The sequence below is a fragment of the Streptomyces alanosinicus genome, from assembly GCF_014650595.1.
Classification (GTDB): domain Bacteria; phylum Actinomycetota; class Actinomycetes; order Streptomycetales; family Streptomycetaceae; genus Streptomyces; species Streptomyces alanosinicus.
Map to the genome: position 1 here is coordinate 37,375 of NZ_BMVG01000018.1, position 26,608 is coordinate 63,982.

Consider the following 26,608-nt stretch of genomic DNA (forward strand, 5'->3'; position numbering starts at 1 on the left):
AAGAATCGGCGTATTCCTTTGGAAGTTGAACGAGTTGGTGGCAACTGGCCCGTCGGCGGCCAGGCAGTCGCCTGTACCTGCCGGCCGCCATGAAGGCATGGGAGCGGCCAGAAAGGCGATCACAAGCCCCCACTGCCGTCTTGGTAACCCTGCAACAGGTCTACCGGCCTTCGGAGTTGGCATGTCATGTGGAGTTGGCATGTCATGTGGAGGTGGCGATCAGTGCAGTGGCAGGGCCGAGTGAGTACGACCGGAGGACATTGCACATGATCGACACCGGCGACATCGACGTCTACCTCGGCCTGGACGTCAGCGACGGCGACGGCGACGGCGACACCACAGCACACCACAGCACCGCGCTCCCCCCGGCCGGGAAGAAGACCCGGCGGACACCGGTCACACACTGCTCGGCCTCGGCCCGGTCGGTCACCCCGGCCCGGCGCGGCACTCCGCTGGACGCCGTCCGCTTCCGCCCCGACGGCCGTACGTACGCCGCGGCCGAGCGGTCCGGCACCCGCCTCCTCCCCCGGCTCCGCGCCACCGCCGCCGGTCACATGTGCACCGGCACGCCACCGGGATCAATACGTGTCGGCCACCTCTCATTCACCTCAAGTCCACCGATGTGCAAGGAGGTGCTCCGTAGGGTCGGGTCTCCTGGTGTCGCTTTCGTGACGTGTTTCGCCAGGGGCGCGGAGGTGCGTGGAGGTGTGCGCTCATGGGACGTCCGGAAAGACCGCTGGACCCCGCGGACGGACCTGTCCAGCGGTTCGCTCACGCCCTGCGCGAGCTGCGCCGGACCGCCGGCGGGCCGCCGTACCGGTCCATGGCGCGGACCGCCGGGTTCTCCGTGACGACGCTGGCCAAGGCCGCGGCCGGTGAGCGTCTGCCGTCCCTGGCGGTCGTCCAGGGGTTCGTGCGTGCTTGCGGGGCCGACCCGGCGGAGTGGGAGCGGCGCTGGAAGGAGGCCGAGGCGGAGCTCGCGGGCACCATGCGCGAGGAGACGCAGGACGAGCCGCCGCCCTACCGGGGTCTGGCCCGGTTCGAGATCGACGACCGGGAGCTGTTCTTCGGCCGTGACCGCATGGTCGAGGAACTGGGGAGGCTGGTCTGCGACCACCGGCTCGCGGTGCTGTTCGGCGCCTCCGGCAGCGGCAAGTCCTCGCTGTTGCGCGCCGGGCTGATCCCCCGCCTGCGGGAGGAGATCGCGGCGCGGGGATATCCGGCGGTGCTGCGGATCCTCACCCCCGGACCCCGCCCCGCCGCCTCCTACGGCCGTCTGCTGGCCCCTGCCGAGGGCGACCCGGAGAGCTGGGTGGTCGTGGACCAGTTCGAGGAGGTCTTCACCCTCTGCCACGACCTGCGGGAGCGTGACCGTTTCATCGACCTGCTGCTGGCCGCCAGGGACCCGGACAGCCGGCTGCGTGTGCTGGTCGCCGTGCGCGCCGACTTCTATGTGCGGTGCGCCGAGCACCGGGACCTTGCCGACGCCCTGGCCGGCGCCGGACTGCTGCTCGGCCCGATGACGGCGGACGAACTGCGCGAGGCGGTGGTCAAACCAGCCCAGGCGGTCGGGCTGCTGGTGGAGCGGGAGCTGACCGCCCGCCTGGTGGAGGAGGTTCTGGACGAGCCCGGCGGGCTGCCGATGCTCTCGCACGTCCTGCTGGAGACCTGGCGCCGCCGCAAGAGCCGGATGCTGACCCTGGCCGGGTACGAGGCCGCGGGCGGGGTGCGCGGTGCGATCGCCGCGAGCGCGGAGGAGGCATACGGGAGCCTGACCGCCGATCAGGCATGTGCCGCGCGGCGGCTGCTGCTGCGGATGGTCGAGCCGGGGCAGGGCACCCCCGACACCCGCCGCCCGCTCACCCGCGTCGAGCTCGCCGAGTGGGCCGACCCCGACGTCCCGGCGGTGGTGGAGCGGCTGGCCCGCGCCCGGCTGCTGACCGTGACCGAGGAGGGCGTCGAACTCGCCCATGAGGCGCTGCTCACCTGCTGGCCCCGGTTGCACGGCTGGATCGAGGAGGACCGGGAACGGCTGCGCCACCACCGGCGCCTGACCGAGGCGGCCCGGGTGTGGCTGGAGCACGACCGCGACCCCGGCACCCTGTACCGGGGCACCCGGCTGGCCCGCGTGGCGGAGCTGTTCCCGGATCCCTCCCCGGATCCGGCGCTGACGGCGACGGAGGGGGCGTTCCTGCGGGCCGCGCTGGACGCCCGGGCCGCCGAGCAGCGGACCGCCGCCCGCACCGCGCGCCGGTCCCGGCTGCTCGCCGGCGTGCTGTCCGCGGTGCTCGCGGTGGCACTGGTCGCGGGCCTGGTCGCCTGGACCCAGCATCGCGACAACGAGCGTCGGCGCACCGAGGAAGCGGCGCGCCGCACAGCCGATGCCGCCGACGCGTTGCGCACCACCGACCCACGCACCGCCCTGCTGCTCGGCATCGCCGCATGGCGCACCGCCCGGCTCCCCGAGACCCGCAGGGCCCTGCTCGGCTCCCTCGCCCAGCCGGAGACGGACGCCTTCACCAGCCCGGCGTTCGGCACCACCGTGGCCCACTATCTGGCGGGCGCCGGTCACACGCTGCTCAGTGCCGGCACCGGCACCTGGCGCACCTGGGACGTGCCGACGCACCGCCGTCTGGCCACCGGCCGGTTCCCGGCCGACGCCGTGGTCGACTCCGCCGCCCCGGACGCCCGTACTCTGGCGCTGCGCACCCGCGACGGCATACGCCTGTGGGACACCTCCGCCGGACACTGGACCGGCGCCCGGGACCCGCTGCCGTTCACCACGACCGTCTCTTTCACCGGCGACGGACGTGCGTACCTCACCCACGAGGACGAGCAGGTGCGGTTGCTCGCGGTCACCGACGGCAGGGTGCTGTTCCGGGACCGGGTGACCGCCCTGACAGCCCCGGCCGCGAGCGCCGACGGCCGCCTGGTCGCGGTCTGTCCCACGGGAGGGACCCCGCAGGTGTGGGACACCAGCGCCCATCGCACCGTCCACGGTCCGTGGGAGCAGGCCCGCGACGTCTGCGACGACGAGGCATCACAAACCCTGCTGCTTTTCGGCGCCGACGGCCGGTTCGCCGCGGTCACCGGCAACGGGCTCACCGTCTGGGACGTCCACTCGGGCCGGCAGCTCGCCGCCATCGACGACAAGGGCGTGGGCTCCGCCTCGTTCAACGGCGACGGAACGTTTCTGGCGACGGCCGACGGCGCTGAGATCCGCCTCTGGCGGCTCACGGACCCGGACGCCCCGGTGTTCCGGCACCCGCTGCACAACCAGCACCCGTACGACGGCCTGGCCTGGGACCCCGGCGGGCCGACCCTGCGCTACCTGGAGGGCGGCACTGTCCACACCCTCGACCTGGGCCCGGCGCTCACCCCGTCCTGGCGCGGCACCCGGCTGGACGTCGTCCGCTTCAGCCCCGACGGCCGTACGTACGCCACGGCCGAGCGGTCCGGCAGCCGCTACCTCTTCCAGCTGCGCGCCACCGCCGACGACCGTCTGCTGAGCACCCTGCCCCCGCTGAACGTGCCGGTCTCCCGGGACCCGGCCGTCCCCCAGGACCCCTTCGCCCGGATGGCGTTCAGCACGGACGGCACGGCGCTCGTGTACGGCGTCTCGGCGCACGGCCAGGAGGCGGTGGCGCAGCCCTTCACGGTGTGGGACGTGGCCCGCCGCCGCGCCCGCAGCACATTGGACCTGCCCGGAGACCCGGTGGTGATCGCCGCCCTCGGACCCGGCGGGCGCACCCTGTACGCAGCCCGTACTCCGAGCTCCGGCGGCCTGACCTACGAGGCGTGGGACACCGCGGCCCACCACAGGACGGCAGTGCTGCCGGACCTTGCCAGCTACCACCTCGCCGTCCGCCCCGACGGCGGCCTGCTGGTCGGCGACGGACGGTTCGCCGCGCTGCCGTCGGGCAGGATCACGGGGCGCGACCTCGTGACGGGCGAGCAGGTGGGCGCGGCGGCCTTCGCGGCCGACGGCTCGCTGCTCGCGGTCGGCGACCAGCTGGGCCGGGTCGCCCTGTGGGACGGGAATGTCCGCCGACGCGTCACGATACTGCGCGACGTCTTCCCGGCACCGCTCGGCGCCCTCCCGGAGGCGGTCAGCGCGCTCGCCCTCAGCCCCGACGGCGCCACGCTGGCGGTCGGCGGCGACGCGGGCAGTGTGCAGCTGTGGGACGTGGCGACGCGCCAGCCTCTGGGCACTGGGCTGACGACGCCTGGCGACGGCATCGAGTCCCTGGCCTTCTCCCTCGACGGCAGAACCCTGTACGCAGGCAGCGCGCACGTCCCGCTCCAGCGGTACGTCGTCGATCCCGCGCGTGCGGTGGAGCGGGTCTGCGCCCGGGCGGGCACCGATCTGACGCGGGAGCAGTGGCGGACGTACGTGCCGGGAGCGCCCTATCAGCGGAGCTGCGGGGTCAGGCGGGGAGTCGGGGGGTGAGACGCCGGGCCACGTCCATGAGCGGGTCGGTGTCCAGCGCCTTGCCGCTGCCGCTGCCGGATTCGGCGAGGGTGAGCACCCAGGTGCGGGAACCGGCGTGCCACACCACGAAGGCGACGTTCTGCGGCGGTTTCATCACCTGCGCGGTCTCGCGGAAGGCTGCCTGCCCCAGCCCGTCGGCCTCGGTGACCTTCACCTCGCTCATACCGGCCACCGCGGGGTCGCGGACCAGGCTGTGCGCGGCGGAGAGTTCGGCGGCATAGGAGCGTGCGGAGGGGTTGAGGGTCAGTATGGCCGACCCGTCACCGGAGGTGTAGCCGCACGAGTCCGGGGCCTTGCCCTTGACGGGTGCGACGCGCGGGGCCTGCTTCGGGTCGGTCAGCACTCGCCCGGCGGCGGACGCGGATGCGCTCGCGGATCATCTGTCGAGCCCCCGGAGGGCCCACTCGTCACACCGGAGTGGTCAGGGCGTGCGTACGAAGCGCATCGGGTCGCCGATCCTCTTCTCCGGTCGGGCGACGGCATCGGCCGCGTCGGCCAGGGGGATGCGGTCGGTGATCGACGGCGCAAGGTCGATGCGTCCGGCGGAGGCCAGGCCGATGCGCTGTTCCACGTGCCCGGTTCCGGCGCCGTGGTGGCTGCGGATCCGGCTGCCCGGGAAGCAGAGACCCCGCTGTCGCCGATGGTGCTCGGCCAAACGACCAGGTCGTATGTCGACCGATCCCCGGGCTGACGTCCTGTGTCTCGATCCGGTTCTGTCGGTCGACCGTGTCACTCAACACAATCGAATGACATTGTCAGCTGACAAAGTCGGCTGTAGTTTGAGTCTCAAGCCACTGCTGCTGCGGAACGAAAGGCACGCTCATGACTCACGCGTCCGTCGACACGGCCCAGGCGATCCCCGAGCGCCCGGCGCTTCCCCTGATAGGTCACGCTCTGGGCATCCCGCGGGGTGCCGACGGCCTGGTGCACCTGATGAAGGAGGTCAAGGAACTCGGGCCGGTGTTCCGGGTCCGCGTCTTCGGGACCGAGACCGTCCTCGTCGGGGGCCTGGACCTGGTGACCGAATTGTCGGACGAGACCCGGTTCCGCAAGAACGTGCACCCGGACCTGGTCGAGATCCGCCAGATCGCCGGGGACGGCCTGTTCACCGCCTTCCACCACGAGGCGAACTGGCAGAAGGCGCACGACATCCTGATGCCGGCCTTCTCGCTCGGCGCGATGCGCGGCTACCACGCCACGATGCTCCGCGTCGCCCGGTCCCTGATCTCCAAGTGGGACACGGCTGCCGGGGCGCAGCCGGTGGACGTGCCCGAGGACATGACGCGGCTGACCTTCGACACGATCGGCCTGTGCGGGTTCGACTACGACTTCGAGTCCTTCCGGCGCGACGAGCCCCACCCCTTCGTGGCGGCGATGTCACGGGCGCTCGCCTTCACCCAGGCCAAGGGCGAGTCGATTCCGGGTACGGAGCTGTTCCGGTGGAAGCAGGCCGATCAGTTCCGCAAGGACGCGGAGCTGATGACGAACCTGGTCGACGAGGTGATCCGGCAGCGCAGGGCCTCCGGCGACACCGGTACCGACGACCTGCTGGGCCGGATGCTGCACACCCTCCCCCACTCTCAACTTCGTTCGAGCGGGGGGACCCCCAACCAGGCGACCGGCGAGCCGCTGGACGACGTGAACATCCGCCACCAGGTGATCACGTTCCTGATCGCCGGGCACGAGACCACCAGCGGGGCCCTGTCCTTCGCCCTCTGCTACCTGACCAAGCACCCGGAGGTGCTGGCCCGCGCCCAGGCCGAGGTGGACGCGCTGTGGGGTGACACGGACACCCCCGAGCCCGACTACGGGGACATCGGCAAGCTGACGTACATCCGCCAGGTACTCAACGAGAGCCTGCGGCTGTGGCCGACCGCGCCCGCCTTCGCCGTGGAGCCCCTGGAGGACACCGTCATCGGCGGCACGTACCCGGTGCGCAAGGGCGAGACGCTGATGGTGCTCACCCCGGCCCTGCACCGCGACCCCGCCTGGGGTGAGAACGTCGAGCTGTTCGACCCCGACCGCTTCACCCCGGAGCGGGAGGCGGCCCGCCCGGTCCACCTGTTCAAGCCGTTCGGCAACGGGGAACGCGCCTGCATCGGCCGCCAGTTCGCGCTGCACGAGGCCACGCTGCTGCTCGGCCTGCTGGTCCACCGCTACCGGCTGATCGACCACGCCGACTACCAGCTGAAGATCAAGCAGTCGCTCACCATCAAGCCCGACGGGTTCACCCTGAAGCTCGCGCGGCGTACCAGCGACGAGCGCCGTATGCCCGTCGTCGTCGCGGGCAATGGCACCGTCGGCCAGGACCGGACCGCCGCCCGGCGTGCCACCGGCACCACACTCACCCTGTTGCACGGCTCCAACCTGGGCACCTGTGCGGGCATCGCCCGCGATCTCGCGGCGGACGGCGACGAGCACGGGTTCGCCCCGACCGTGGCCCCGCTGAACGACGCCGTGGGCAGGCTCACCGCCGGTGACGGGCCGGTGGTGATCGTGGCCGCCTCCTACAACGGCAGGCCCACGGACGACGCCGCGGAGTTCGTGACATGGCTGGAGGAACTCGGACCCGGCTCGCTCAAGGGTGTCCGGTACGCCGTGCTCGGTGTCGGCGACCGCAACTGGGCGGCCACCTATCAGCGCGTCCCCACCCTCATCGACGAGCGGCTGGCGGCGGCCGGGGCCACACCCCTGCTGGAGCGCGGCGCGGCCGACACCTCCGGGGACTTCGCGGGCACGGTGGACCGGTGGACGGCCGACCTGTGGACCGCCCTGCTGGAGCGATACGGCGACTCGGTCGCAGGAGCGGAGGCGGCCACCGGGCCGGCGGAGGACGTGGGCCTGTACGAGCTCCAGGACGCCACCGACTCCGTCACCGGCGAACTCGCCGCCCGGCACGGCGTCCAGCCGATGGAGGTGCTCGACGCTTACGAACTCGTCGACATGGACAACGAGTTGGGCCGCTCCAAGCGCTTCCTGCGGCTGCGGCTGCCTGACGGCGTCACCTACCGCACCGGCGACCACCTGGCCGTTCTTCCGAGTAACCCGGACGCCCTCGTCCAGCGCGTCGTGGACCGCTTCGGCCTCGACCTGGACCGCACGGTACGGCTGCGCGCCCGGCGCCGCAGCCGCAGCGCCCTGCCTGTCGACCGACCGCTGACCCTGCGCCGTCTGCTGACCGACTTCGTGGAACTCCAGGACCCCGCGACCCAGGAGCAGGTCGCCGTGCTCGCCGGGCACACCGCCTGCCCGCCCGAGAAGCGCCCCCTCGCCGAACTGGCCGCCGCGGACCCGGAGGTCTTCCGTGAGCAGGTGACTGCCGCCGGACGCAGCGTCCTCGACCTGCTGGAACGCTACCGCGCCTGCGAGCTGCCCTTCGAGCGCTTCCTGGAGCTGCTGCCCGTCCTGCGCCCGCGCCACTACTCGATCTCCTCGTCCGCCGAGGCGTCGCCCGGTGAAGCGGACCTGATGGTCTCCCTGCTCGCCGCACCCCACCGCTTCGGCGAGGGCACCTTCCGCGGCATCGCTTCCCACTACGTGCAGACGGTGCAGGCCGGCGACACCGTCCAGGCCCGGGTGCTCCCGTGCAGCGAGTCGTTCCGCCTTCCCGAGGACCGGTCCGTGCCGGTGATCCTGGTCAGCGCCGGTACCGGCCTGGCGCCCTTCCGCGGTGCCGTCCTCGACCGACACCACACACGGTCCACCGGAACACTGCTGTGCTACTTCGGCTGTGACCACCCCGACGTCGACTATCTGCACCGCGAGGAGTTCGAAGCGGCCGAGGCGGCGGGAGCCGTCAGCATGCGCCCCACCTTCGCCCGCGCGCCCGAGAACGGCGCCCGCTTCGTCCAGGACCGCATCGCCAGGGAGAGTGACGAGGTCTGGGCCGCGCTGGAGGCGGGCGGCCGGGTCTACATCTGCGGCGACGGCCGCCGCATGGCTCCGGCGGTGCGGGAGGCGTTCATGGCCGTCTACCGCGAGTACACCGGCGCGGGCGACAAGGAAGCCTCCGCCTGGCTGGCCGCCCTCATCGAGTCCGGCAGCTACGTCGAGGACGTCTGGGCCGGCTGACCACGGCCGTACCTGCCCCGCGGCCACGGGTGCCCGACGCGTCCGTGGCCGTCGTTGCGCGCCCCCCCTGCACGCCCCCTATGCACGCCCTCCTACCGGTGAGGTTCTGATGGTTGATGCACGCTCGGCGATCCGCCGAGGATCCGCGGTCGTCCCCGACTACCCGTTGCGGGGGTGCCGGTGAAAGCGCAGAAGGCATCCGCCCTGAGCTTCGGCGTCGCGGTTGCGCTCATCGCCGGAGTGACACTGGGCAACGGCGGAGCCAACGTGATGCCCGTCTTCGTCGACGACTTCGCGTCACGGTTCCGGATGTCGGACTCCGGCGCCGGACTCGTGGCGGCCACCCAGCTGCTGGCGACCGCGGTCGTGACCCTGCTGCTGGCCAGGCGCGCCGCGCGGCCCGGCCGGGTACGGATGACCCGCACCGGCCTCGCCCTCGCCGCGGCCGGCTTCCTCGGGGCGACGACGGCGACGGACGTGCCGACGCTGATCCTGGCGAACCTGGTACTGGGCGCCGGACTCGGCGCGGTGTACGCGGCGGCGACGGCCGCGCTCGCCGCCACCGACGACGCCGACAAGGCGTCCGCCGTCACCATCTCCGGCGTGGTCGGTGTGACAGCGCTGCTGATCATGGCGGTCCCCGCGGCCAACCACGACATGGGAGAGGGCGCCGGATTCCTGATCATGGCGCTGTGCTGCCTCGCCGCCTGGCCGCTGGTCCGCCCACTGCCGGACGGTCCGACGACGCCGGGGAACGCGTCCACCGGCACGGAGGCCGCGCAGGCCAGCGCGGAGGCCAGGCCCTCGGTGATCCTGCTGGCCGGGACCGCGCTGCTGTGGGCCGTCACCCAGGGCGCGTGGTCGTACGCCTCGGTGCTGGGCCGAGCACACACCGCCATGTCCCATACGGCTGTATCGGCCGTCCTGGCGATCTCCAGTGTCGTCGCCCTGGTCGGCGCCGTCGCGGGCCCCGCCGCCGCACAGCGCTTCGGCCGCATGCGCTCGATGGCCTCGTTCGTCGCGGCGCAGGCCCTGGCGATGGCTGTCCTGATCTTCACCCACGACTCCGTACTCTTCGTGGTCGCGGCCGTTCTCTGGCAGACCTGTCAGCTGGCCGTGCTGGTGCAGACCCTGGCCGCCGCGGCGCTCCTCGACCCGACCGGCCGCCTGGTGGCCTCGCTGAGCGGGGCGGGCGCGCTGGGCACCGGGATCGGACCGCTGGCCGTCGGCGCCGTCCTGGACGGGGCGGGGGCCGGGGTACTCAGCCTTCTCCTGGCGCTCGGCACCTTCATCGCCTCGCTGCCCCTGCTGAGGATGACGGTCGCCAGCGCAGCTGTCACCGAGGAACGGCGACCCGCGCCCGCCTCCGTGGCCGACACCGACTGATCCCCGCCCACTCCCCGAAGCGGCCGCCGCCCCGGCACTGAGCCAGGGACGGCGGCCGCTTCGTGCGCGTCAGACAGAGGGAATGCGTACGAGGTCCAGCTTGCCGCCGGCCAGGGCCACGACACTGGAGACCAGGGCCTGCAGGCCGGGCAGTCCGGCTTCCTCGTCGGGCAGGGAGAGGTGCTGCATGGTGAGTCCGTCGAAGCCGGCCAGGAAGAACCGCGCAATGGTCGAGGCAGGCAGCGCGAGTCGGTGGCCGGTGCGCTCGGCCGCCTCGGTCACCAGAAGTGCCGTCACCTCCGTCACCTCGCGGTAATGGCCCTCCAACGCCTCGCGCAGGCTCGGCGTCCGCAGTGCGAACATACTCAGCTCGGTGAGCAGTTGATGGCTGGCCGGCTGTTCCCGCACGGTACGCCACAGGGCGGCCACCAGAGCGGTGAGCGTCTCCTCGAAACCGGCGTCCGCGGGCGCCGACGCCTTGACCTGCGTGACCAGATCATGGGTGAGCTGTTCCATGACGGCCCGGTACAGGTCCTCCTTCGTACCGAAGGTGTAGTGGACCGTCGCCTGAGCCACGCCGAGCTCGGATGCGATGGCACGAGTGCTCCCGGCGGCGACGCCCTCCCTGGTCATGAGATCGATGGCCGCTTTGATCAGCTGGGGGCGGCGCTCCGCCGCGGTCACGTGAGCCATGCGTACATAATAGCGACCTAGTCTATCGAATGAGTCGATTGATCAAGTCGCCTTCCTTGACACAGCACGGCTTGGCCGGCCAGCGAGAACGGGCCGGGATCCTGCACGGCACCCTGCGGTCGGCGGATGCATGGATGACCGGCGCGCCGAGGTCCCGTGCAGAGCCCGGCAGGTCATGGACCCGGGGGCGCACCGTCGTCCGGACCGGTCCGCTGGATGTCGGCGAGGTGCAGTTCCGTCTCCGCGCCGCCGTCCGGACGGTTGCGGAAGGTCAGGCGGGCGCCGAGCAGACGGGCCTGGCCCGTCGCGATCGTCAGACCGAGGCCGGTGCCGCCGGTCCGGGAGCCCGTGCGGAAGCGCTGCGGGCCGGAGGCGTGCAGCACGGCGAGCAGATCGGACGGGAACCCGGGGCCGTGGTCGCGGACCCGGACGCAGGGGCCGTCGACCTCCACCTCCACGGGCGGGGCGCCGTGCCGCAGGGCGTTGGCGGCCAGGTTGGCCAGGATGCGTTCGACGCGGCGCGGGTCGGTCGTCAGGACCGCGTCCGCCGTGATGTGGACCCGTACGTCGTCGAGGCCGGCGACCGCACGCCGTGCCATCGCGCTCATCTCGCGCGGCTCGGTGTCCACCGCCGCCACCTGGGCGTCCATCCGGGCCACCTCCAGCACGTCCTCGACCAGTCCGCGCAGTTTGTGCACGCTGCCCGCCACCAGGTCCGTCGCCCGGCCGGGCGGAAGCAGGCCGACCGCGGTCACCATACCCGCGACCGGCGTGCGCAGCTCGTGCGCGATGTCGGCGGTCACCCGGCGTTCGGCCTCCAGGCGGGCACCGAGCGCGTCCGCCATGGTGTTGACGGAAGAGGCGAGCCGGGCGATCTCGTCATGCCCGTCCGGACGGACCCGGGCGTCGAGGTCGCCTTCCGCGATGCGTTCCGCCGTCTGCGCGGCGGCCGTGGCCCGGCGGCCCATCCGCACCCCCAGCAGCAGTCCCGCCAGGGACACCACCACACCGGCTGCCGCGCCCGTGGCGAGCAGCGTCCGGTCGAGCGCGGCCAGGGACCGCTCCTCGGGAGCATAGGAACGGGAGAGGGCGAGCACCTTCCGGTCCGAGATCCGGGTCGCCGCCCACAGCACCGCGTGTTCGTCACCGCGCTGCAGGCAGGTGACGCGGACGGCGCCGCGCACGGCCCGTGCCACGGGAGGGGGCAGATCAGGGGGGTCGGTCCGGGCGGGCGATCTGCGTCCGGCAGCGAGGTCGTGGGCTGCGCTCACCAGCTGCTGGTCCAGGTCGGAGCGGGCGGTGGTCAGTTGGTCGGCCGCGGTGATCCGGTGCACCAGCACACCGATCGCACCGGCAACGCACACAGCCGCGGCGGCGACGGCCATAGCGACCTTCGTTCCCACGTTCACGGCAGGCCGTCTCACGGGCGCAGCTTGTAGCCGAAGCCGCGGACCGTCTCGATCCGGTCCCGGCCGATCTTGGATCGCAGCCGCTGTACGTGGACGTCCACCATCCGCGTGTCGCCGGACCAGGCGTAGTCCCAGACCCGCTCCAGGAGCAGGTCCCGGGAGAGCACGGTCCCCGGCGCGGCGGCGAACTCCCTCAGCAGTTTCATCTCGGTCGCGGTCAAGGCGAGCGGCTTTCCGCCCCGGTGCACGGTCAGGGACACCGGGCAGAACTCCAGGTCCCCGAAGCGCAGCCGGGGGCCCTCCGGCCCCGACTGCTCGACGGTTGCCGTGCCGCGCAGCAGGGAGCGGATGCGGGCCACGAGGACCGAACCGTCGAAGGGCTTGGTGACGTAGTCGTCGGCGCCCGCCTCCAGGCCCATCACCACATCCACCGGGTCGTTGCGGGCTGAGATCAGCAGCACCGGCACTCCTGACTCCTCCCGGATGCGGCCGGCGAGGCTCACCCCGTTCAGACCGGGCAGCATGATGTCGAGCACGGCCACGTCCGGGTGGTGTTCCCGGAACAACGTAAGGCCCGTCAGACCGTCGGCCGCGGTGCGCACCCGGTAGCCGCGCTCCTCCAAGGTGAGCCGCGTGGCCTCCCGGGTCAACTCGTCGTCCTCGACCAGCAGAACCTCCTGCATTGCGTTCGCTCCGCGATGGTCGTCTCCCGTTGCGCTTCTCATGTGCTCGGTACGTCCAGGTCCGTGTCGTCGCGGCCCTCCGTCCAGGACGGCGCGGGGGGATGCAGGGGGATGAGCCTCATATGGCCGTAGAACGCCACACCCCCGCGCTTGACCAGATCGCTCAGGAGGACCGTGACCCGGAAGCTCGGGGGATGGCCACCGGGGCAGCCGGACAGGCAGGTCTCATCGGTCGCCTCACCGGTGGCCCGCGCCTGCGGCGAGCCCCAGTCCCGCCAGGTCAATCGGCTCAGGACGATACGCCCGACCGGGTCGACCTCCGTGGGGTGCTGCCAGGCCCTGCCGTACCAGTCCGTCATGTACGCCGGCCCCGACCAGGGGATGGCTGTGAGCGCCGGGCCCTCGACCCGGACACCGCCGGCCGGCCCGCCGCACCCGGTCAGACACGCGGCCAGCACGGCGAACGGCGCGCAGCGAAGCCGCATTCCCTGCTCCTTCCACCGGGCTGCCCAACCACACGGCGGAATCACCGGGACCGCCTCACGCGAGCATGCTACGGGTTTGTAACGACCACCCATCGGTGCCACATCGACATCGATACGTCACTGCCGCACTGCTGAAAAGCTTCGCTGAACAGCCACGCACCCCACCGCGTGTGTTCCCGGCGGGGTGCGTGGCTGCTCGGTGATGGTTCAGATGGTCAGCAGGTGGAGTTGGTCTGGGTGAGCAGGCCCATCCGCCAGGGCAGACGGATGTAGTCGCCCCCCGGCTTTGGGGTCCGTGCCCTGGTAGACGTACTGCAGTCGGCACGGATCGATGGTCAGGTTCTGGTCGTTGCCGGCGACCTTGTACACGTTGGACGCCTCGAACAGGTTGTTCTTGGTGTCCGACACCACCATCTGGGTGTTTCCGAATCCGTTCGGGAAGTTCGCCGGGTCGGTCTGGGCGCGGTAGATGTGACCGTTGTCGTCACGGAAGAAAAGGTGACAGTTGGCCGTGTCGCAGATGACCCAGAAGTCGATCCAGGTGCCGTCGCCCTTGTTCTGGGTGACGATCGGCGGCTCCTGGGAGATGAAGGTGCGCGGCGCGGACCAGGAGCGCGGGTCGGCGGGGTTGGTGCTGGTGGAGTAGGCGGGCGGACCGGTCTGGTAGACCATGTACCACAGGTTCTGCGGCGCGAAGTAGAACACCTGCGGTGCGGCCCGGTAGCCGGGGCCCATGGGCGAGGTGTCGAGGTACGTGTGCGGTGCGGAGGCGGCCTGGGACCAGTCGTCGAAGTTGAACTGCACCAGGCCCCAGCCGGAAGGGCCGGCGGTGGTCGCAAAGGTCAGCCACTGGTTGTTGTACCGCACCACCGAGAAGTCCTTGGTCGCCGCCACGTCCGGGTGCTGGGCATCCGGCTTCGGCCCGGCCAGGACCCCACTGGAGGACCACCGCAACGTCGACGGCAGCGCGCCGCTGCCGCTGTCGACGCGGACCAGTTGCCACTGCTGGTTGGCCCCGCCCCAGTCGGTGAACTGCACGACCTTGCCGCCGTCCGCGGTGGAGGCGTTGTCCACCTCGACGGCCTTGCCGCTGTTTCGGCTGATCAGTCACACATAACCGTCCGTGGAGTCCGCCAGCCGGAACTGCTGGTTGGTGCCGCCCGCGTCACTTCACTGGACGATGTCCGCATGGTCCGCGGTCGAGTAGTTGTAGACGTCCAGCACCTTGCCCGAATGCTGCGCCTTCAATCGGTAGTAGCCGTCGCCCGAGTCGACGAACCGGAACCGCTGATTGGCGCCGTCATGGCGGGTCCACTGCTGGACGGCCGCCCCGTCGGCCGTGCTCGCACCCGACACATCGAGCGCCTTGCCACTGCCCCGATTGACCAGCACATACCACGCGTTCGTAGCCACGGTGGCAGCATGCGCCGTCCCGGCCGTGCCCAACCCCGTCAGCAGCGCCGCCAGCACGGCGGCCACCGCGGCGAGCACCCCCACACGCCTCCCCACGCCCCCACCACGGGACCCTGCATGCCCTGAGCGTGCCCTTCATCTGTGTCTCCTTCGCTGGGCGCGGCCGGCCGTGCGGCGGAGCGTGCCCCCGAGGCAGGGCCCAGGCTCGCCTGAAGTGGCTGCCGGGTGGACACGGAATGTCCGCCGGGCACGCCCGTCTCACACCGCGGGCCGCTGGAACTGCTGGTTGGTGCCGGTACCGCAGGGCCACTGAATGAGGCGGGTGCCATCGGCGGTGGAGGCGTTCGCCACGTCCAGGCACTTGCCGCTGTGCCGGGCGACGAGGCTGTAGTAGCCGCCTGGCCGGTCCTGGAACCGCCACTGCTGGTTGGTGCCCGTGGTGCAGTGGTACTGGTTGACGTACGCGCCGTCGGCCGTGGACGCGTTCGCCACATCGAGACACTTACCGCTGTGCTGGGCGATGAGACTGTAGTACGGGCCGCCGTCGACGCCGGTGACCGTGCCGGCGGCGGTGTCGATGGCGGTCTGCGGGTACCAGGGCAGGTTCATGGTGGTCCGGGTCGGGAAGGTCAGCGGCAGCCAGACGTACTGGGAGTCGTTGACGGTGCCGCCCATGGAGTTGCCCCAGCGGTCGCCCAGGTAGAGGTACGAGGTGCCCGCCGTGCCCTGGACGGGCAGCACGAACGCGGTCTGCGACCCATAGGCGGTGGCGTCACCGACGTCGGCCATGGCGGTCCAGGGACCGGCGAGGCTGGTGGCGGTGGCGTACTTCTGCTGGTTGGGATTCCAGCCGCTGGTGCCGGACGTGAGCATGAAGTAGACGCCGTCGCGCTTGAACAGCGCGGGCGACTCACGGTAATTGCCGGGCCAGGGGTTGGCGACCAGGGTGTCGTAGCCGGTGTAGTCAGCGGTGAGCTTGTAGACGTGCAGGTCGGCGTTGCCGGCCGCGAAGGTGATCTGGTACGCCGTGCCGTCGTCGTCCTTGAACAGGGTCATGTCCCGGGACGTGGTGCCGGATGGCGGCCGGAAGCTGCCCCGCCAGGTGTAGTCGCCGTCGACGGTGTCGGAGACGGCGACGGCGGCGCGGGACTGGCTGTAGTCGGTGCCGTTCTCCTTGTGCATCCACATCACGAACTTGCCGGTGGTGCTGTTGTAGATCACCTTCGGGCGCTCGATGTCGGCGACCGCCAGCTCCGGGTCGCTGGCCCGGGTCAGGACGTTGCGACGGAACTCCCAGGTCTTCAGCCGACCTTGATCACCCCACCGCCATGGGCGTGCACCACGGATCCCGTGGTGTCGGTGAACTGCGTCGCGTTGGTCACGGTGACCGGGGCGGCCTGGGCCGGCCCCCCGACGGCCAGAAGCGTGACGACACCCAGGAGGAGGACGAGCACAGAAGTGAACGCACGTCTGAGCATGGGCACTTGGCTCCCAACGGCAGGGCGTCTGAATGTTGGAATCTGTTCGTTTCCGACGCAGGACAGTAGGCACCGGGCCCTTCCTTACCCCTGCTCCTACCTGAGCCGCACCACTGTCCGTGCGGTTCTGTGACCAGTCAGGAGACGACCTTGTCCGAACCGATCAGTCGCCGCAGAGTGCTGACCGGCATGGCCGCCACAACGGTTGCAGCAGCCGTCTCGCCGGCGCTGGCCAAACCCGCGCACGCTGCCGCTGCCTCCGCATCCCGTCCGCACCCGCCTCTGTCTCCCTACCGCTGCCCCTGCTCCCGCTGCGCATCCCCAAGTCGGATCTGGGCATCGAGCAGCAGTCCGACGGGCCAAGGACATGGGCGCCAAGTACACCTTCCTCACGGCCCGCCATCACGAGGGCTTCGCGCTGTGGCCGTCCACCCATCCGAACGCCTTCCACGCCGGACAGGCTCCGATGCGGCGGGACCTGATCAGCGAGTACGTCACCGCCGTACGCGACGCCGGGCTCCGGGTCGGTATCTACTTTTCCCCTCTGAGCTGGCGTTACCCCGGCTACTACGACGTCAACGGCACCAACTGCCTGCCCAACAGCTGGGGTTACACCACCGATCCCGCGCACAAGGAGAACGCGCGGGTCATGAAGAACGAGGTGTACCAGCAGGTCAAGGAGCTGGTCACCCGGTACGGCAAGATCGACGACTTCTGGTGGGACGGCGGCTGGCTGGGCCAGCAGGGCACGGACGCGGACGCCGCCTTCTTCTGGGAACCCGGCAAGTACCGCGACGCCGCCAACGCCTGGCCGGTGGACACCGCCTCCAGCGACTCCGATCCCGCCACCGGCAAGCCGCTGGGCCTGACCGGCCTGGTCCGCAAGCACCAGCCCGACATCGTCAGCACCCTTCGCTCCGGCTGGATCGGCGACTACACCAGCGAGGAGGGCTCGTCGGTCCCCACCGGTGCGATCCGCACCGGAAAGCTGGCGGAGAAGTGCTTCACCATCGGCGGCAGCTGGGGATACAACGCCGGCTCCAAGGTGATGAGCTTCTCCGCCACCATGAACGTCCTGGTCAACGCCTGGGTGCGGAACATGACCTGCCTGCTCAACATCGGCCCCGACCGCACCGGGGTGGTCCCCGCCGACCAGGCCGCCATGGTCCGTGGAGTCGGCTCCTTCCTGTCGTCCTGCGGCAAGGCCGTCTACGGCACGCGCGGCGGACCATGGGAGCCGGTGGACGGCCAGTACGGCTTCACGTACAAGGACAACACCTTCTACATCCACCTGCTGCCGGGCTACGGCGGCACCGGCTTCACCACGCCGTCCATCGGAGACGCGCAGGTCCCCCGTGTCTTCGACGTCGCCACAGGTGCCGGCCTGTCGTACACCGCCGGCACGGACGGCAGGGTGACGATCACCGGCGTCAACCGCACCCGCATTCCCGAGGACAGCGTCGTCGGGGTCACGCTGGACCGCTCCGTGCAGCCGGCGGACATCGCCGCCGGCACGGCGGCGACGGCCAGCAGCGAGGAGACCTCCCAGGGCAACACCGCGGCCAAGGCGGTCGACGGCTCCACCGCCACCCGCTGGTGCGCGAGCAGCGGCGACACGGGACAGTGGCTGAAGGTGGACCTGGGCTCGGAGAGGTCGTTGACCGGCACCCGCATCGCCTGGGAGTCCGCTGCCACCAACTACCGGTACCGGATCGAGGGTTCCACCGACAACGCCGACTGGACCACCCTGGCCGACCTGACCGCCACCACCGGCACCAGCCAGGTGCAGGTCTCCGTCTTCCGCGCGCAGGCACGATATGTGCGGGTGACCGTCACCGGTCTCCCCTCCGGCGCCTGGGCCTCGATCCGCAACCTGGAGGTCTACGACCGGCCCTTCAGCGCGGACGTGGGGAGCGTCCGGCTGGTGAACCGCAAGAGCGGCAAGGTGCTGGAGGTCGGCGACGGCGCGACCGCCGACGGTGCCGCCGTCGACCAGTGGCCGTGGAACGGCGGAACCAACCAGCAGTGGAAGCCGCTGCCCAACACTGACGGCTCCTACCGGCTCTCCAACGTCCGCAGCGGCAAGGTCCTGGACAGTCCGGGCGGCTCCGGCCAGGGCGCGGGCCTGGACCAGTGGACCGACGACGGGGGCGACAACCAGTCGTGGAAGCTGGTGCCCTCCCAGACCAGCGGCTACCGCCAGCTCGTCAACGTCCGCAACGGCTGGTGCGCCGACGTCAAGGACGCCTCCGCCTCGGACGGCGCCCCGGTCATCCAGTGGCCCGCCACCGGCGGGTCCAACCAGGACTGGCAGATCGTGGCGCTGTGAGCCGGCCAGGCGGACGGTGAGGGCGCCCCCGGTTCCTCGGACTCCTGCCGGCCCCCTCCGGACGAGTTCCTGGAGCGGCTCATGAGCACGAGCCGTATCCTCGCCTGAGCAGCATCAAGCAGACAGCCCTTCTCCTGTGTGCAGCGAGCAACACCCGGACAAGGAACGCCATGCCCGACGGCCCCGCCCCGACGCAGTCGCCGGGAACCAGCCGCAGCACCTCGGCGACCATCCCGCCGAACATCCTGCGCTGCCTCACCCCGGTCACCGACGGGTACGGGGTCGACCTCCGGCCCGAGCTGAACCGCGTCGGACTGGAGGAGGCGATGATGCGCTCGGCTGCGCTGCGGGTCTCCTACCGCCAGGGCAGTGCCGTCATCCGGCGTGCGCTGGAACTCACCGGCGACGCTCACCTGGGCCTGCGGGTGGGCGCCGCGCAGCACCTGACCTCCTGGGGCCTCCTGGGATTCGCCCAGATGGCCGCCGACACCCTGCGGCAGGCCATCGAGACGGGCGTGCGCTTCCAGAACCTGTCCGGGGCGATGGTGGTCTGGTCGGCCGGGCAGGAGGAAACCGGCTACGTACTGCGGGCCGAACTGCCCGATCCCGCCCTCGATCCGACGGTCGCGGTCTTCCTGGCGGAGGAGGCGTTCGCCAGCGTCGTCGCCCTCACGCGGCTGAGTTCCGGGGAGGAGTTCGCCCCACAGAGCGTCGAGTTCGCCTTCCCCGCCCCACGCGACACCGGACCGTTCACGGAGCTGTTCCGCTGCCCTGTACGCTTCGGCGCCGTGGGGAACCGCCTGGTGTTCCCCACGGCATGGGCCGGGCGGCCGATGCCCGGCCGCGATCCGGTCACCTACACCGCCGTCGTGGAGCTCCTGGGAGAGCAGGCGGCGTCGAGGCGCGACCAGCAGGACCTGCTGGAGGTACTGGAGATCTCGATCGCGCAGAGCCTTCCCGACGTGCCGCCCTTCGTCGAGCAGGCCCGACGGCACGCCTCCAGCGAACGCACCCTGCGCCGTCGGCTGGCCGAGTGCGGTACGACGTACGAGGCGATCGTCGACGGGGTACGCCGCGAGCGGGTCGAGCTGCTGCTGCGCCGCCGCGAGCTGACCCTGCGGGACATCGCCCGCCAGGCGGGTTTCTCCGAGGTGCGAGCATTGCGGCGGGCAGTGCACCGCTGGCACGGGGTGAACCCGGCCCGGCTGCGCGGGGAGGCCCCGGAACAGTAGGGCGCGCCCCGTCCCACCGTTCCGGCCCCTCCTGCCCCTGGCCTCACCCGGCCACCGGGCCACCCTGTCGACGCATGCGGATCCAGACGGTCTTTTCCCTGGTCCACTGCGCGAAGGCGTCGGTGGACTTCTCCACGCCACCGAACCCCGACTGCTTCCACCCGCCGAAGGGAGTGGTGATGTCGCCTTCGCTGTACGCGTTGACGGAGACCACCCCGGCTTCGACACCCCGCGCGAGCCGGAACGCGGCGTCGAGGTCGCGGGTCCACACCGAGGCGGCGAGCCCGTATTCGGTGGCGTTCGCCAAGCTCACCGCCTCGTCCTCCGAGGTGAAGGTCTGGACGGTGACCACAGGGCCGAACAGTTCCTTGACGAGCACGTCGCTGCCGGCCGGGGCTCTGCTGATCACGGTCGGCGGGTAGTAGGCGCCGTGCGGTGGCAGACCGTGCGGCAGACCGCCGGTGTGGATGTGGGCTCCGGCGGAGCGGGCCGCGTCCACCGCCGCCGCGACCCGGTCGAAGGCGGCGCGGCTGATGAGCGGCCCCACCTGGGTGCGCGCGTCGGCGGGGTCGCCGACGGTGAGGCTCCTCGCGGCGGCGGTGAACCGGTCCAGCACCTCCTCGGCGATGCTGTGGTGGACCAGGACGCGGGAGCCGGCGGTGCAGTTCTGCCCCATGGTCAGGAATGCGGCCTCGGTCATGTCGTCGATCAGTTCGTCGCCGTACGCGAGCGCGTCCGGCATGAGGATCTGGGGGCTCTTGCCGCCCATCTCCAGGGAGACCCGCTTGAAGTTGGTCTCCGCCGCGGCGGCCAGGACGCGGCGTCCGGTGGCGGTGGATCCGGTGAACGACACCGCGCGCACCAGCGGGTTGCGAGCGAGCGCCGTACCGGTGACGGTGCCGTGGCCGGGCAGGACGGTGAGGACACCGTCCGGCAGGCCTGCCTCGGCCGCCAGCGCGGCCAGGTGCAGGCTGGAGCGCGGGGTGGCCTCGGCGGGTTTCAGCAGCAGTGAGTTGCCCGCGGCGAGCGCGGGGCCGACCTTCCAGGCGGCCATGGCCAGCGGGTAGTTCCAGGGCAGGATCGCGGCGGCCACCCCGACCGGTTCCCGGCTCACCAGACCGAGGCTGTCATGACCGGTGGGGGCGACGCGGCCGAAGACCTTGTCGGCCGCCTCGGCGAACCACCGGATCGACTCGATCGCCGCGGGCACGTCTCCCGTACGGCACTCCGTGATCGGCTTGCCCGCGTCCTCGCAGTCCAGCCGGGCCAGGAACCCTGCGTCGCGCTCCATGAGGCCGGCCAGGCGCAGCAGAACAGCGGCTCGCTCCCGCGGGGACCGACCGGCCCAGACACCGCTCTCGAAGACCTTGTACGCCCGCTCGGCCGCCTGCACGACGTCCTGCTCGCTCGCCGCCGCCACGGTCGTGATCAGTTCACCTGTAGCGGGATTGACGACGTCGAGCGTCACCTCGGCACCCGTGCTGTCCGTCCGCTCGCTCATGCCTCCTCCACCAGTTCCCACCGGCCGCCGCCGGCCTGACGGGCCAGTCCCCTGCGGCGCAGGTCCTCCAGATAGCGGGCCATGCCCCGCTCGCCGCGCTTGCGGAACAGCGGGAAGAGCCTGGGCAGCAGATTCGGCGCCAGCATCGCGAACCGCACCAGCCGGGACTCGCCGGGCCTGACGTAGGACTCCAGACGGGGCTTGTCCAGCAGGCTCACCACCGCCCTGACCACGTCGGACGGCTGCTGCGGCGCGTCCTGGAACTGCATGGAGTTCCCGCCGTCCACGGCCTCCTGCCGCAGCATCCGGGTGTCGGTCGCCGACGGCAGCACCGAGCCGGCCCGGATGCCCTTGCCCCGCAGGTCCAGCCCGATGGCGAGCATCGCGCCGCGCAGACCGAACTTCGAGGCGGTGTAGATCGGGGTCTCGCCCAGCGGGAAGATCCCGCCGAGGGACACGGTCGTGACCACGCGCGGGTCGCCGGAGGCCCGCAGCAGCGGGACGGCGAGCCGGGTCGTGACCAGAGGGGCGACCAGATTGACGTCGATCTCCCGCTCGATGCTCTCGACGCTGCGCACATCGAACCGTTCGGCGCTGGTCATGCCGACGTTGTTCACCAGGACATCGATACGGCCATGGGTGGCCGCGACGCCGTCGAGCATCCGCCGCACGGCGCCGCCGTCCAGCAGATCGCAGCCCAGCCCGGCATGTCCGCTCCCGGGCAGCTCGGCGGCGGTCCGCTTGGCCCGCACCTCGTCGATGTCGACCACGAGGAGGCGGGCACCGCCTGCCGCGAAGCGGTGACAAAGGGCCTGGCCGATGCCTCCGGCGCCGCCGGTCACCAGGATGACCTTGTCATGGAAGTCGTACGTCATGACGCCACCGCCTCCTGCCGCACGGACGTCGCCCGGGGCGGCCGGCCCGCGGTACGCCAGCCCATCCCTTCGGCCACCTTGCCGAGGTACTTCACGAAGGCATCGCTGTGGACGTAGCCGGTGTGGCGTGGCGAGTCGACGAACTTCAGTCCGCCGGACAGGTCGGGCCGGTCGCAGCGGATCATGTGGGCGAACCGCTCGGCCGCCGGCGTTCCGGTCCTCGCTTCCCGGATGAAGGAGGCGATCAACTGGGCCTGGCTGTCGAAGAGCCGGTAGGCCCCGGAGTTGGTCTCCACGAAGCCGACGCCGAACAGGCCCTCGTGCTCGCGGGAGAAGGAGGACAGATAGAGGTCGGGGTGCTGCTCGTCGCCGAAGTACCGCTGCGCGACGGGGACCTTGTGGACGTATCCCGTGGCCAGGAGGATCACGTCGAAGTCGTCGCTGGTGCCGTCGGTGAAGCGGACCGTCCGGCCGTGGGTGCGGGCGATGCCGGGCCGGGCCGTGATGTCCCCGTGCTGGAGGTGGTGGATCAGCAGCGAGTTGATGGCCGGGTGGGTCTCGAACAGCTTGTGGTCGGGCCTTTGCAGACCGAGTCTGCGCGCATCTCCGTTGATGATCCGGAGCAGGCCGCCGAAGAGCCTCTGCTGGAGCCACATCGGAAGGTGGGGTCCGCCCGCGGCGATGGTGTCGACCGGTCGGCCGAAGAGGTGCTTGGGGATGAACCAGTAACCACGGCGCATGCTGATGGCCGCGTGGTCGGCGGACCGGGCCGCATCGCAGGCGATGTCCAGCCCGGAGTTCCCCGCGCCCACCACCAGCACCCGCTTGCCCCGCAGTTCGTCGCTGCCGCGGTAGGTGACCGTGTGCCGGATCTCTCCGGTGAAGTCGCCGGGCAGGTCGGGGACGTTGGGGTGCCATTGTGCCCCCGTGCACACGACGACCTGCTGGTGTGTGCCGGCCCGGCCGTCGGCCCGGGTGACCGTCCAGGTGCCGTCCGGGTTCTTGTCCACGCCGCGGACCTCGGTGCCGAACTCGATCCGGTCCTTGAGTCCGTAGGCCTCGGCGAACGACGTCAGGTAGGACAGGATCTGGTGGTGCGGCGGATAGTCCGCGAAGTGGTCCGGCATGGGGTAGCCGCCGAAGCCGGAGAGGGTCTTGCTGGAGATGAAGTGGGCCGACTCGTACATCGGGCTGCCCGGGTTGTCGATGTCCCACAGCCCGCCCGGGCCCGTGTGTCGCTCGATGTGCGTGTACGGCAGGTCCCGCTCGGCCAGCGCCCTCGCGACCGCCAGTCCCGCGGGTCCCGCACCTATCACACAGGTGTCGTACTGGTGCTCACTCACCGGTCCGTTCCCTTCGCCGACGCATCAGGTGTTGCGGGGAACCTATGCACCGCGCGGCCGACGGGAACTGACCTCTGCGGCCACAGAGGGGACCTCAGCGGCCAGAGACAGGCCGCTGCTGCCGCGGTCACGGTGTGCCGTTCCTCCGTCGCACCGCGTGCCGTGTGGACCGGCGAGGGATCAGCACCGGTTGTACGAGCCGACGCCGGTCCACACCGCTGCGGGCGTTGATGACAGCGATCAGCAGGTCGACCGCTTCGGCTCCCACCCGGTCCGGGCGGAGGCTGACGGTGGTGACGGGCGGGGTGGTGCTCGCGTAATCCGGATCCTCGCTGACGCACGCCACCAGCAGATCCCGCGGCACCCGCAGACCATGGCGGCGAGCGGCGGCGAGGATGTTGTGACCGGAGTCGGAGTAGACGCCGATGACGGCGTCCGGTCGCGGATCGTGGCGGAGCAGTCGGCTGACCGCGTCCTGTTCGGCCGTGAAGTAGTCGGGCAGCGAGGCGTACTCCTCCACGAGGGAGGGCATGCGGTGTTCGACGCACCAGGACCGGTAGGCGTCTGCGATCAAGCGCGGGTAGGCGTCGTCGTGCAGGGGCAGGGAGAGCCCGATCCGCAGGGCGCCGCGCTCCGTCAGGTGGTCGAGCAGCAGACGCAGGCCCGCTTCGTGGTCGGCGTCCACCCAAGCGTCGCACCGGTGCGGCGCGGGTGGCCGGCCTTCGCTGATCATCGGTATGCCACGCTCCCGCAGAATGGACCGCACCGGATCCTCCGCGCGCGGTCCGACGTGGATGACGCCGTCCATCGGCGTGTTGAGCCACATCCACGGAGACATCGAACTCGGCATCGCCAGCAGCAGATAACCACGTTCATGCGCCGCCGCCATGGCTCCCAGCGTCAGGTCCGCGTAGTACGGGATCACGGTGTACGGGACAGGTAGGTCGCCGTACGTCGTCATGGTCAGACCGAGCACCCCGGTGCCCCCTCTGGCCTGGGCACGGGCGGTACTGGCCGGGGCGTAACCGAGTTCGCGTGTCGCGGCCAGCACGCGCTGCCTGGTCACCTCGGACAGCCGCCCTGTGCCGTTGAGCGCGTTCGACACCGTGGCCGTGGAGACACCTGCCCGTGCGGCCACGGCGCCGAGCGTGGGACGCCGCCAGGCACGAGAGCCTTCCATCCGCACCCCAACTGCTACATGACCACTTGTGGTTAAGAACTTAATCACTCAGCCTACCGGGCGTCGGCAGCCGGAACCGGTCGCCGGGTGAGGAGCGATCAGATGCCAGATGTCTTCGACGGAGCCTTCGAAGGGCCTTCGGGCGGCCCGCTGCACCGGCGGACGTTCCTGGCCGCGGCCGGGGCAGGCGCCCTCGCGGTGGCCGGTTCCGGTGCGGCCGCGCGGGCGGCGACCGGAGCGTCCCCGGTGCGGGTGGCCACCGTGGTGCTGAACGGAAGGGTGTTCACCGGAACCCCTGGACACGCGTCAGCACAGGCTGTGGCCATCGGCAGCGACGGGAAGATCCTCGAGGTCGGGTCCGACGAGCAGATTCGCCGTCGCGTCGGCCGCCGCACCGTCGTCGTCGACGCCGACGGCGGTACCGTCATGCCGGGCATCCAGGACGGGCATATGCACCCGCTCGGCGCGGCCATGCAGTCCCTGAACCCGTCGCTGGGCAACGCGACCATGACGGTCCCCCAGCTCCGCGCGAAGCTCCAGGAGATGCTGGACGCGACGGCGGCGCAAGAACCGGACGGCTGGCTCCAGGTGACCGACTGGAACCCGGCCGGCCTGCTGCCCGCGGGCACGGTGGCCGACAAGAAGCTGCTCGACTCGCTGAACACCAGGCGCCCGGTCTACCTGCAGGGTTCGGACTTCCACAACAGCCTCGTCAACAGCAGGGCGCTCGCCCTCGCGGGAGTCGACCGCACCACCGCCGACCCGCCGGGCGGGCAGATCGTCCGCGACGGCGCCGGGGAGCCGACCGGCCTGCTGAAGGACGACGCCCAAGGGCTCGTCTCCCGGGTGGTTCCTCCGCCGAGCCAGGATCGGATCGATGCCGCCCACGCCAGGATGGCCGGCACGCTCCTGGCGGCCGGCATCACGTCCTTCCTCGACGCCGCCAGCGGCGAGGACACCCTCAAGACCTACGCCGACCTCATCGACAAGGGCCTGCTGCCGCAGCACATCACCCCCGCGCTGCTGATCGACGCGGAACTCGCCAAGAAGCCCCGGGCCGCGGCGGAGTACCTGCGGAATGTGCGCCGACGCTTCTCCGGATCGTCCACGCTGCGGCTGACCACCGCCAAGGTGTTCCTCGACGGCGTGATGGAGTTCCCGGCGCAGACCGCCGCCCTGCTGACCCCGTACCTGGACGCCCAGGGCAGACCGACCGATCACCGCGGCGACCTGCACGTCAGCGACCGGGACTACCGGACCCTCGTCCGAGCCCTGGACGCGGACGGCTGGCAGATGCACGCCCACGCCATCGGCGACCGCGCCGTACGGACGGCTCTGAACGCCTACGAGGCCGTCGCCCGCCCCGGTCGCCGCGGCCGACGGCACACCATCACCCACCTCGAACTGGTGCACCCCGACGACTACGGTCGTTTCGCCCGGGCCGCAGTGGTGGCGAGCATGCAGTTGCAGTGGGCGATGCCGTCGGCCTTCACGCGCGACTCGCTGCGCCCCTACATCGGGCCGGAGCGGTACGCACGCCTGTACCCGGCGCGCAGCCTGGCCCGGGCGGGGGCCTGGCTGGCCGGCGGCTCGGACTGGCCGGTCGACCCGCTGCTGCCCTTCACCCAGATCGCCACCGCGATCGACCGCAGCAACCCCGAGGAGAACGAACCCCCGCTCAACACGGCGGAAGGCCTGACCCGGACCCAGTCGCTGGTCATGCATACCGCAGGCGCGGCGTACCAGTTGCACGACGGCGGTGCGGGAACCGTTCGGCCGGGCCGACGGGCCGACCTGATCGTCCTCGACCGGGACATCACCAGGGTGCCGGTGAAGGAGATCCGCGCCACCTCGGTCCGGTACACGCTCGTCTCCGGACGGGTGGCCCACGACGCGCAGTCCCAGGCGGGACGCTCCCGAGCCGAGGCGGTCCAGCGCATGGGCGTGCTGGGCGCCGGCCGGACACCGGGTGGCTCCTGCTGCCGAGGACACTGACCCGCGCAGGAAAGGCGACCAGTGCCGGGGCGCGTGATACCCG

At 71.2% G+C, this 26,608-nt stretch carries 17 protein-coding genes and 2 pseudogenes; 7 read left to right on the forward strand and 12 right to left on the reverse strand.

The window, feature by feature from the left end:
* Positions 1-266: 266 nt before the first annotated feature.
* On the forward strand, positions 267-851 hold the full coding sequence (locus IE277_RS47635; RefSeq protein ID WP_229882036.1) for a hypothetical protein: 585 nt from the start codon (positions 267-269) through the stop codon (positions 849-851).
* A complete protein-coding gene (locus tag IE277_RS29175) occupies positions 737-4,450 on the forward strand; it encodes an nSTAND1 domain-containing NTPase (protein ID WP_444544846.1) in 3,714 nt (1,237 codons plus the stop codon). The genes IE277_RS47635 and IE277_RS29175 overlap by 115 nt, the downstream gene beginning before the upstream one ends.
* On the opposite strand, the gene IE277_RS29180 is transcribed toward IE277_RS29175, so the two are convergent.
* Together IE277_RS29180 and IE277_RS29185 are read right to left on the reverse strand one after the other, a co-directional pair.
* Positions 4,428-4,835, reverse strand: a complete 408-nt coding sequence (locus IE277_RS29180; RefSeq protein ID WP_189956695.1) for a hypothetical protein — start codon at positions 4,833-4,835, stop codon at positions 4,428-4,430. The two genes, IE277_RS29175 and IE277_RS29180, sit on opposite strands and share 23 nt — an antisense overlap.
* A gap of 78 nt (positions 4,836-4,913) precedes the next feature.
* A complete protein-coding gene (locus IE277_RS29185) occupies positions 4,914-5,063 on the reverse strand; it encodes a hypothetical protein (protein WP_189956696.1) in 150 nt (49 codons plus the stop codon).
* A gap of 251 nt (positions 5,064-5,314) precedes the next feature.
* Between IE277_RS29185 and IE277_RS29190 the strand changes: the two genes are divergently transcribed.
* Together IE277_RS29190 and IE277_RS29195 are read left to right on the forward strand one after the other, a co-directional pair.
* Positions 5,315-8,563, forward strand: a complete 3,249-nt coding sequence (locus IE277_RS29190) for a bifunctional cytochrome P450/NADPH--P450 reductase (RefSeq protein WP_189956697.1) — start codon at positions 5,315-5,317, stop codon at positions 8,561-8,563.
* 180 nt (positions 8,564-8,743) lie between these two features.
* On the forward strand, positions 8,744-9,949 hold the full coding sequence (locus tag IE277_RS29195) for an MFS transporter (protein WP_189956698.1): 1,206 nt from the start codon (positions 8,744-8,746) through the stop codon (positions 9,947-9,949).
* 69 nt (positions 9,950-10,018) lie between these two features.
* Here IE277_RS29195 and IE277_RS29200 read toward each other — a convergent pair whose 3' ends face one another.
* The 6 genes and pseudogenes from IE277_RS29200 to IE277_RS29225 all read right to left on the reverse strand — a co-directional run bounded on the left by IE277_RS29200 (position 10,019) and on the right by IE277_RS29225 (position 16,110).
* Positions 10,019-10,642, reverse strand: a complete 624-nt coding sequence (locus IE277_RS29200; RefSeq protein ID WP_189956699.1) for a TetR/AcrR family transcriptional regulator — start codon at positions 10,640-10,642, stop codon at positions 10,019-10,021.
* A gap of 173 nt (positions 10,643-10,815) precedes the next feature.
* Positions 10,816-12,051, reverse strand: coding sequence for an ATP-binding protein (locus IE277_RS48930; RefSeq protein ID WP_268252665.1), 1,236 nt, complete (start codon positions 12,049-12,051; stop codon positions 10,816-10,818).
* Between the two features lie 11 nt (positions 12,052-12,062).
* Positions 12,063-12,734 (reverse strand): two-component system response regulator CseB, encoded by a 672-nt coding sequence (cseB, locus tag IE277_RS29210; protein ID WP_189956700.1) that lies wholly within the window; start codon positions 12,732-12,734, stop codon positions 12,063-12,065.
* A 38-nt stretch (positions 12,735-12,772) separates the two neighbouring features.
* On the reverse strand, positions 12,773-13,219 hold the full coding sequence (locus IE277_RS29215) for a hypothetical protein (RefSeq protein ID WP_189956701.1): 447 nt from the start codon (positions 13,217-13,219) through the stop codon (positions 12,773-12,775).
* A gap of 215 nt (positions 13,220-13,434) precedes the next feature.
* Positions 13,435-14,710 (reverse strand): annotated as a pseudogene (locus tag IE277_RS29220) (non-reducing end alpha-L-arabinofuranosidase family hydrolase).
* A 180-nt stretch (positions 14,711-14,890) separates the two neighbouring features.
* Positions 14,891-16,110 (reverse strand): annotated as a pseudogene (locus tag IE277_RS29225) (RICIN domain-containing protein).
* A gap of 367 nt (positions 16,111-16,477) precedes the next feature.
* On the opposite strand from IE277_RS29225, the gene IE277_RS29230 reads away from it, so the two are divergent.
* Both IE277_RS29230 and IE277_RS29235 read left to right on the forward strand, forming a co-directional pair.
* Positions 16,478-18,439 (forward strand): RICIN domain-containing protein, encoded by a 1,962-nt coding sequence (locus IE277_RS29230; protein WP_229882037.1) that lies wholly within the window; start codon positions 16,478-16,480, stop codon positions 18,437-18,439.
* Between the two features lie 170 nt (positions 18,440-18,609).
* A complete protein-coding gene (locus tag IE277_RS29235) occupies positions 18,610-19,671 on the forward strand; it encodes an AraC family transcriptional regulator ligand-binding domain-containing protein (protein WP_189956702.1) in 1,062 nt (353 codons plus the stop codon).
* 43 nt (positions 19,672-19,714) lie between these two features.
* Here IE277_RS29235 and IE277_RS29240 read toward each other — a convergent pair whose 3' ends face one another.
* The 4 genes from IE277_RS29240 to IE277_RS29255 all read right to left on the reverse strand — a co-directional run bounded on the left by IE277_RS29240 (position 19,715) and on the right by IE277_RS29255 (position 24,528).
* Positions 19,715-21,172, reverse strand: coding sequence for an aldehyde dehydrogenase family protein (locus IE277_RS29240; RefSeq protein WP_189956703.1), 1,458 nt, complete (start codon positions 21,170-21,172; stop codon positions 19,715-19,717).
* Complete coding sequence (locus IE277_RS29245; protein WP_189956704.1) at positions 21,169-22,047, reverse strand: SDR family NAD(P)-dependent oxidoreductase; 879 nt, start codon at positions 22,045-22,047, stop codon at positions 21,169-21,171. Before IE277_RS29245 ends, IE277_RS29240 begins: the two co-directional genes overlap by 4 nt.
* Positions 22,044-23,390 (reverse strand): flavin-containing monooxygenase, encoded by a 1,347-nt coding sequence (locus tag IE277_RS29250; RefSeq protein WP_189956705.1) that lies wholly within the window; start codon positions 23,388-23,390, stop codon positions 22,044-22,046. Before IE277_RS29250 ends, IE277_RS29245 begins: the two co-directional genes overlap by 4 nt.
* A gap of 127 nt (positions 23,391-23,517) precedes the next feature.
* On the reverse strand, positions 23,518-24,528 hold the full coding sequence (locus IE277_RS29255; RefSeq protein WP_229882038.1) for a LacI family DNA-binding transcriptional regulator: 1,011 nt from the start codon (positions 24,526-24,528) through the stop codon (positions 23,518-23,520).
* Positions 24,529-24,672: 144 nt separating this feature from the next.
* Between IE277_RS29255 and IE277_RS29260 the strand changes: the two genes are divergently transcribed.
* Positions 24,673-26,565, forward strand: a complete 1,893-nt coding sequence (locus IE277_RS29260) for an amidohydrolase (protein WP_189956707.1) — start codon at positions 24,673-24,675, stop codon at positions 26,563-26,565.
* The last annotated feature ends 43 nt before the right edge of the window (positions 26,566-26,608 follow it).

What these genes read in the sequence shown, in the direction of transcription:
- IE277_RS47635 (WP_229882036.1), top strand. Translation starts at nt 267, where the DNA reads ATGATCGACACCGGCGACATCGACGTCTACCTCGGCCTGGACGTCAGC.
- IE277_RS29190 (WP_189956697.1), top strand. Translation starts at nt 5,315, where the DNA reads ATGACTCACGCGTCCGTCGACACGGCCCAGGCGATCCCCGAGCGCCCG.
- IE277_RS29200 (WP_189956699.1), bottom strand. Translation starts at nt 10,642, where the DNA reads ATGGCTCACGTGACCGCGGCGGAGCGCCGCCCCCAGCTGATCAAAGCG.
- cseB (WP_189956700.1), bottom strand. Translation starts at nt 12,734, where the DNA reads ATGCAGGAGGTTCTGCTGGTCGAGGACGACGAGTTGACCCGGGAGGCC.
- IE277_RS29215 (WP_189956701.1), bottom strand. Translation starts at nt 13,219, where the DNA reads ATGCGGCTTCGCTGCGCGCCGTTCGCCGTGCTGGCCGCGTGTCTGACC.
- IE277_RS29230 (WP_229882037.1), top strand. Translation starts at nt 16,478, where the DNA reads ATGGGCGCCAAGTACACCTTCCTCACGGCCCGCCATCACGAGGGCTTC.
- IE277_RS29235 (WP_189956702.1), top strand. Translation starts at nt 18,610, where the DNA reads ATGCCCGACGGCCCCGCCCCGACGCAGTCGCCGGGAACCAGCCGCAGC.
- IE277_RS29240 (WP_189956703.1), bottom strand. Translation starts at nt 21,172, where the DNA reads ATGAGCGAGCGGACGGACAGCACGGGTGCCGAGGTGACGCTCGACGTC.
- IE277_RS29245 (WP_189956704.1), bottom strand. Translation starts at nt 22,047, where the DNA reads ATGACGTACGACTTCCATGACAAGGTCATCCTGGTGACCGGCGGCGCC.
- IE277_RS29260 (WP_189956707.1), top strand. Translation starts at nt 24,673, where the DNA reads ATGCCAGATGTCTTCGACGGAGCCTTCGAAGGGCCTTCGGGCGGCCCG.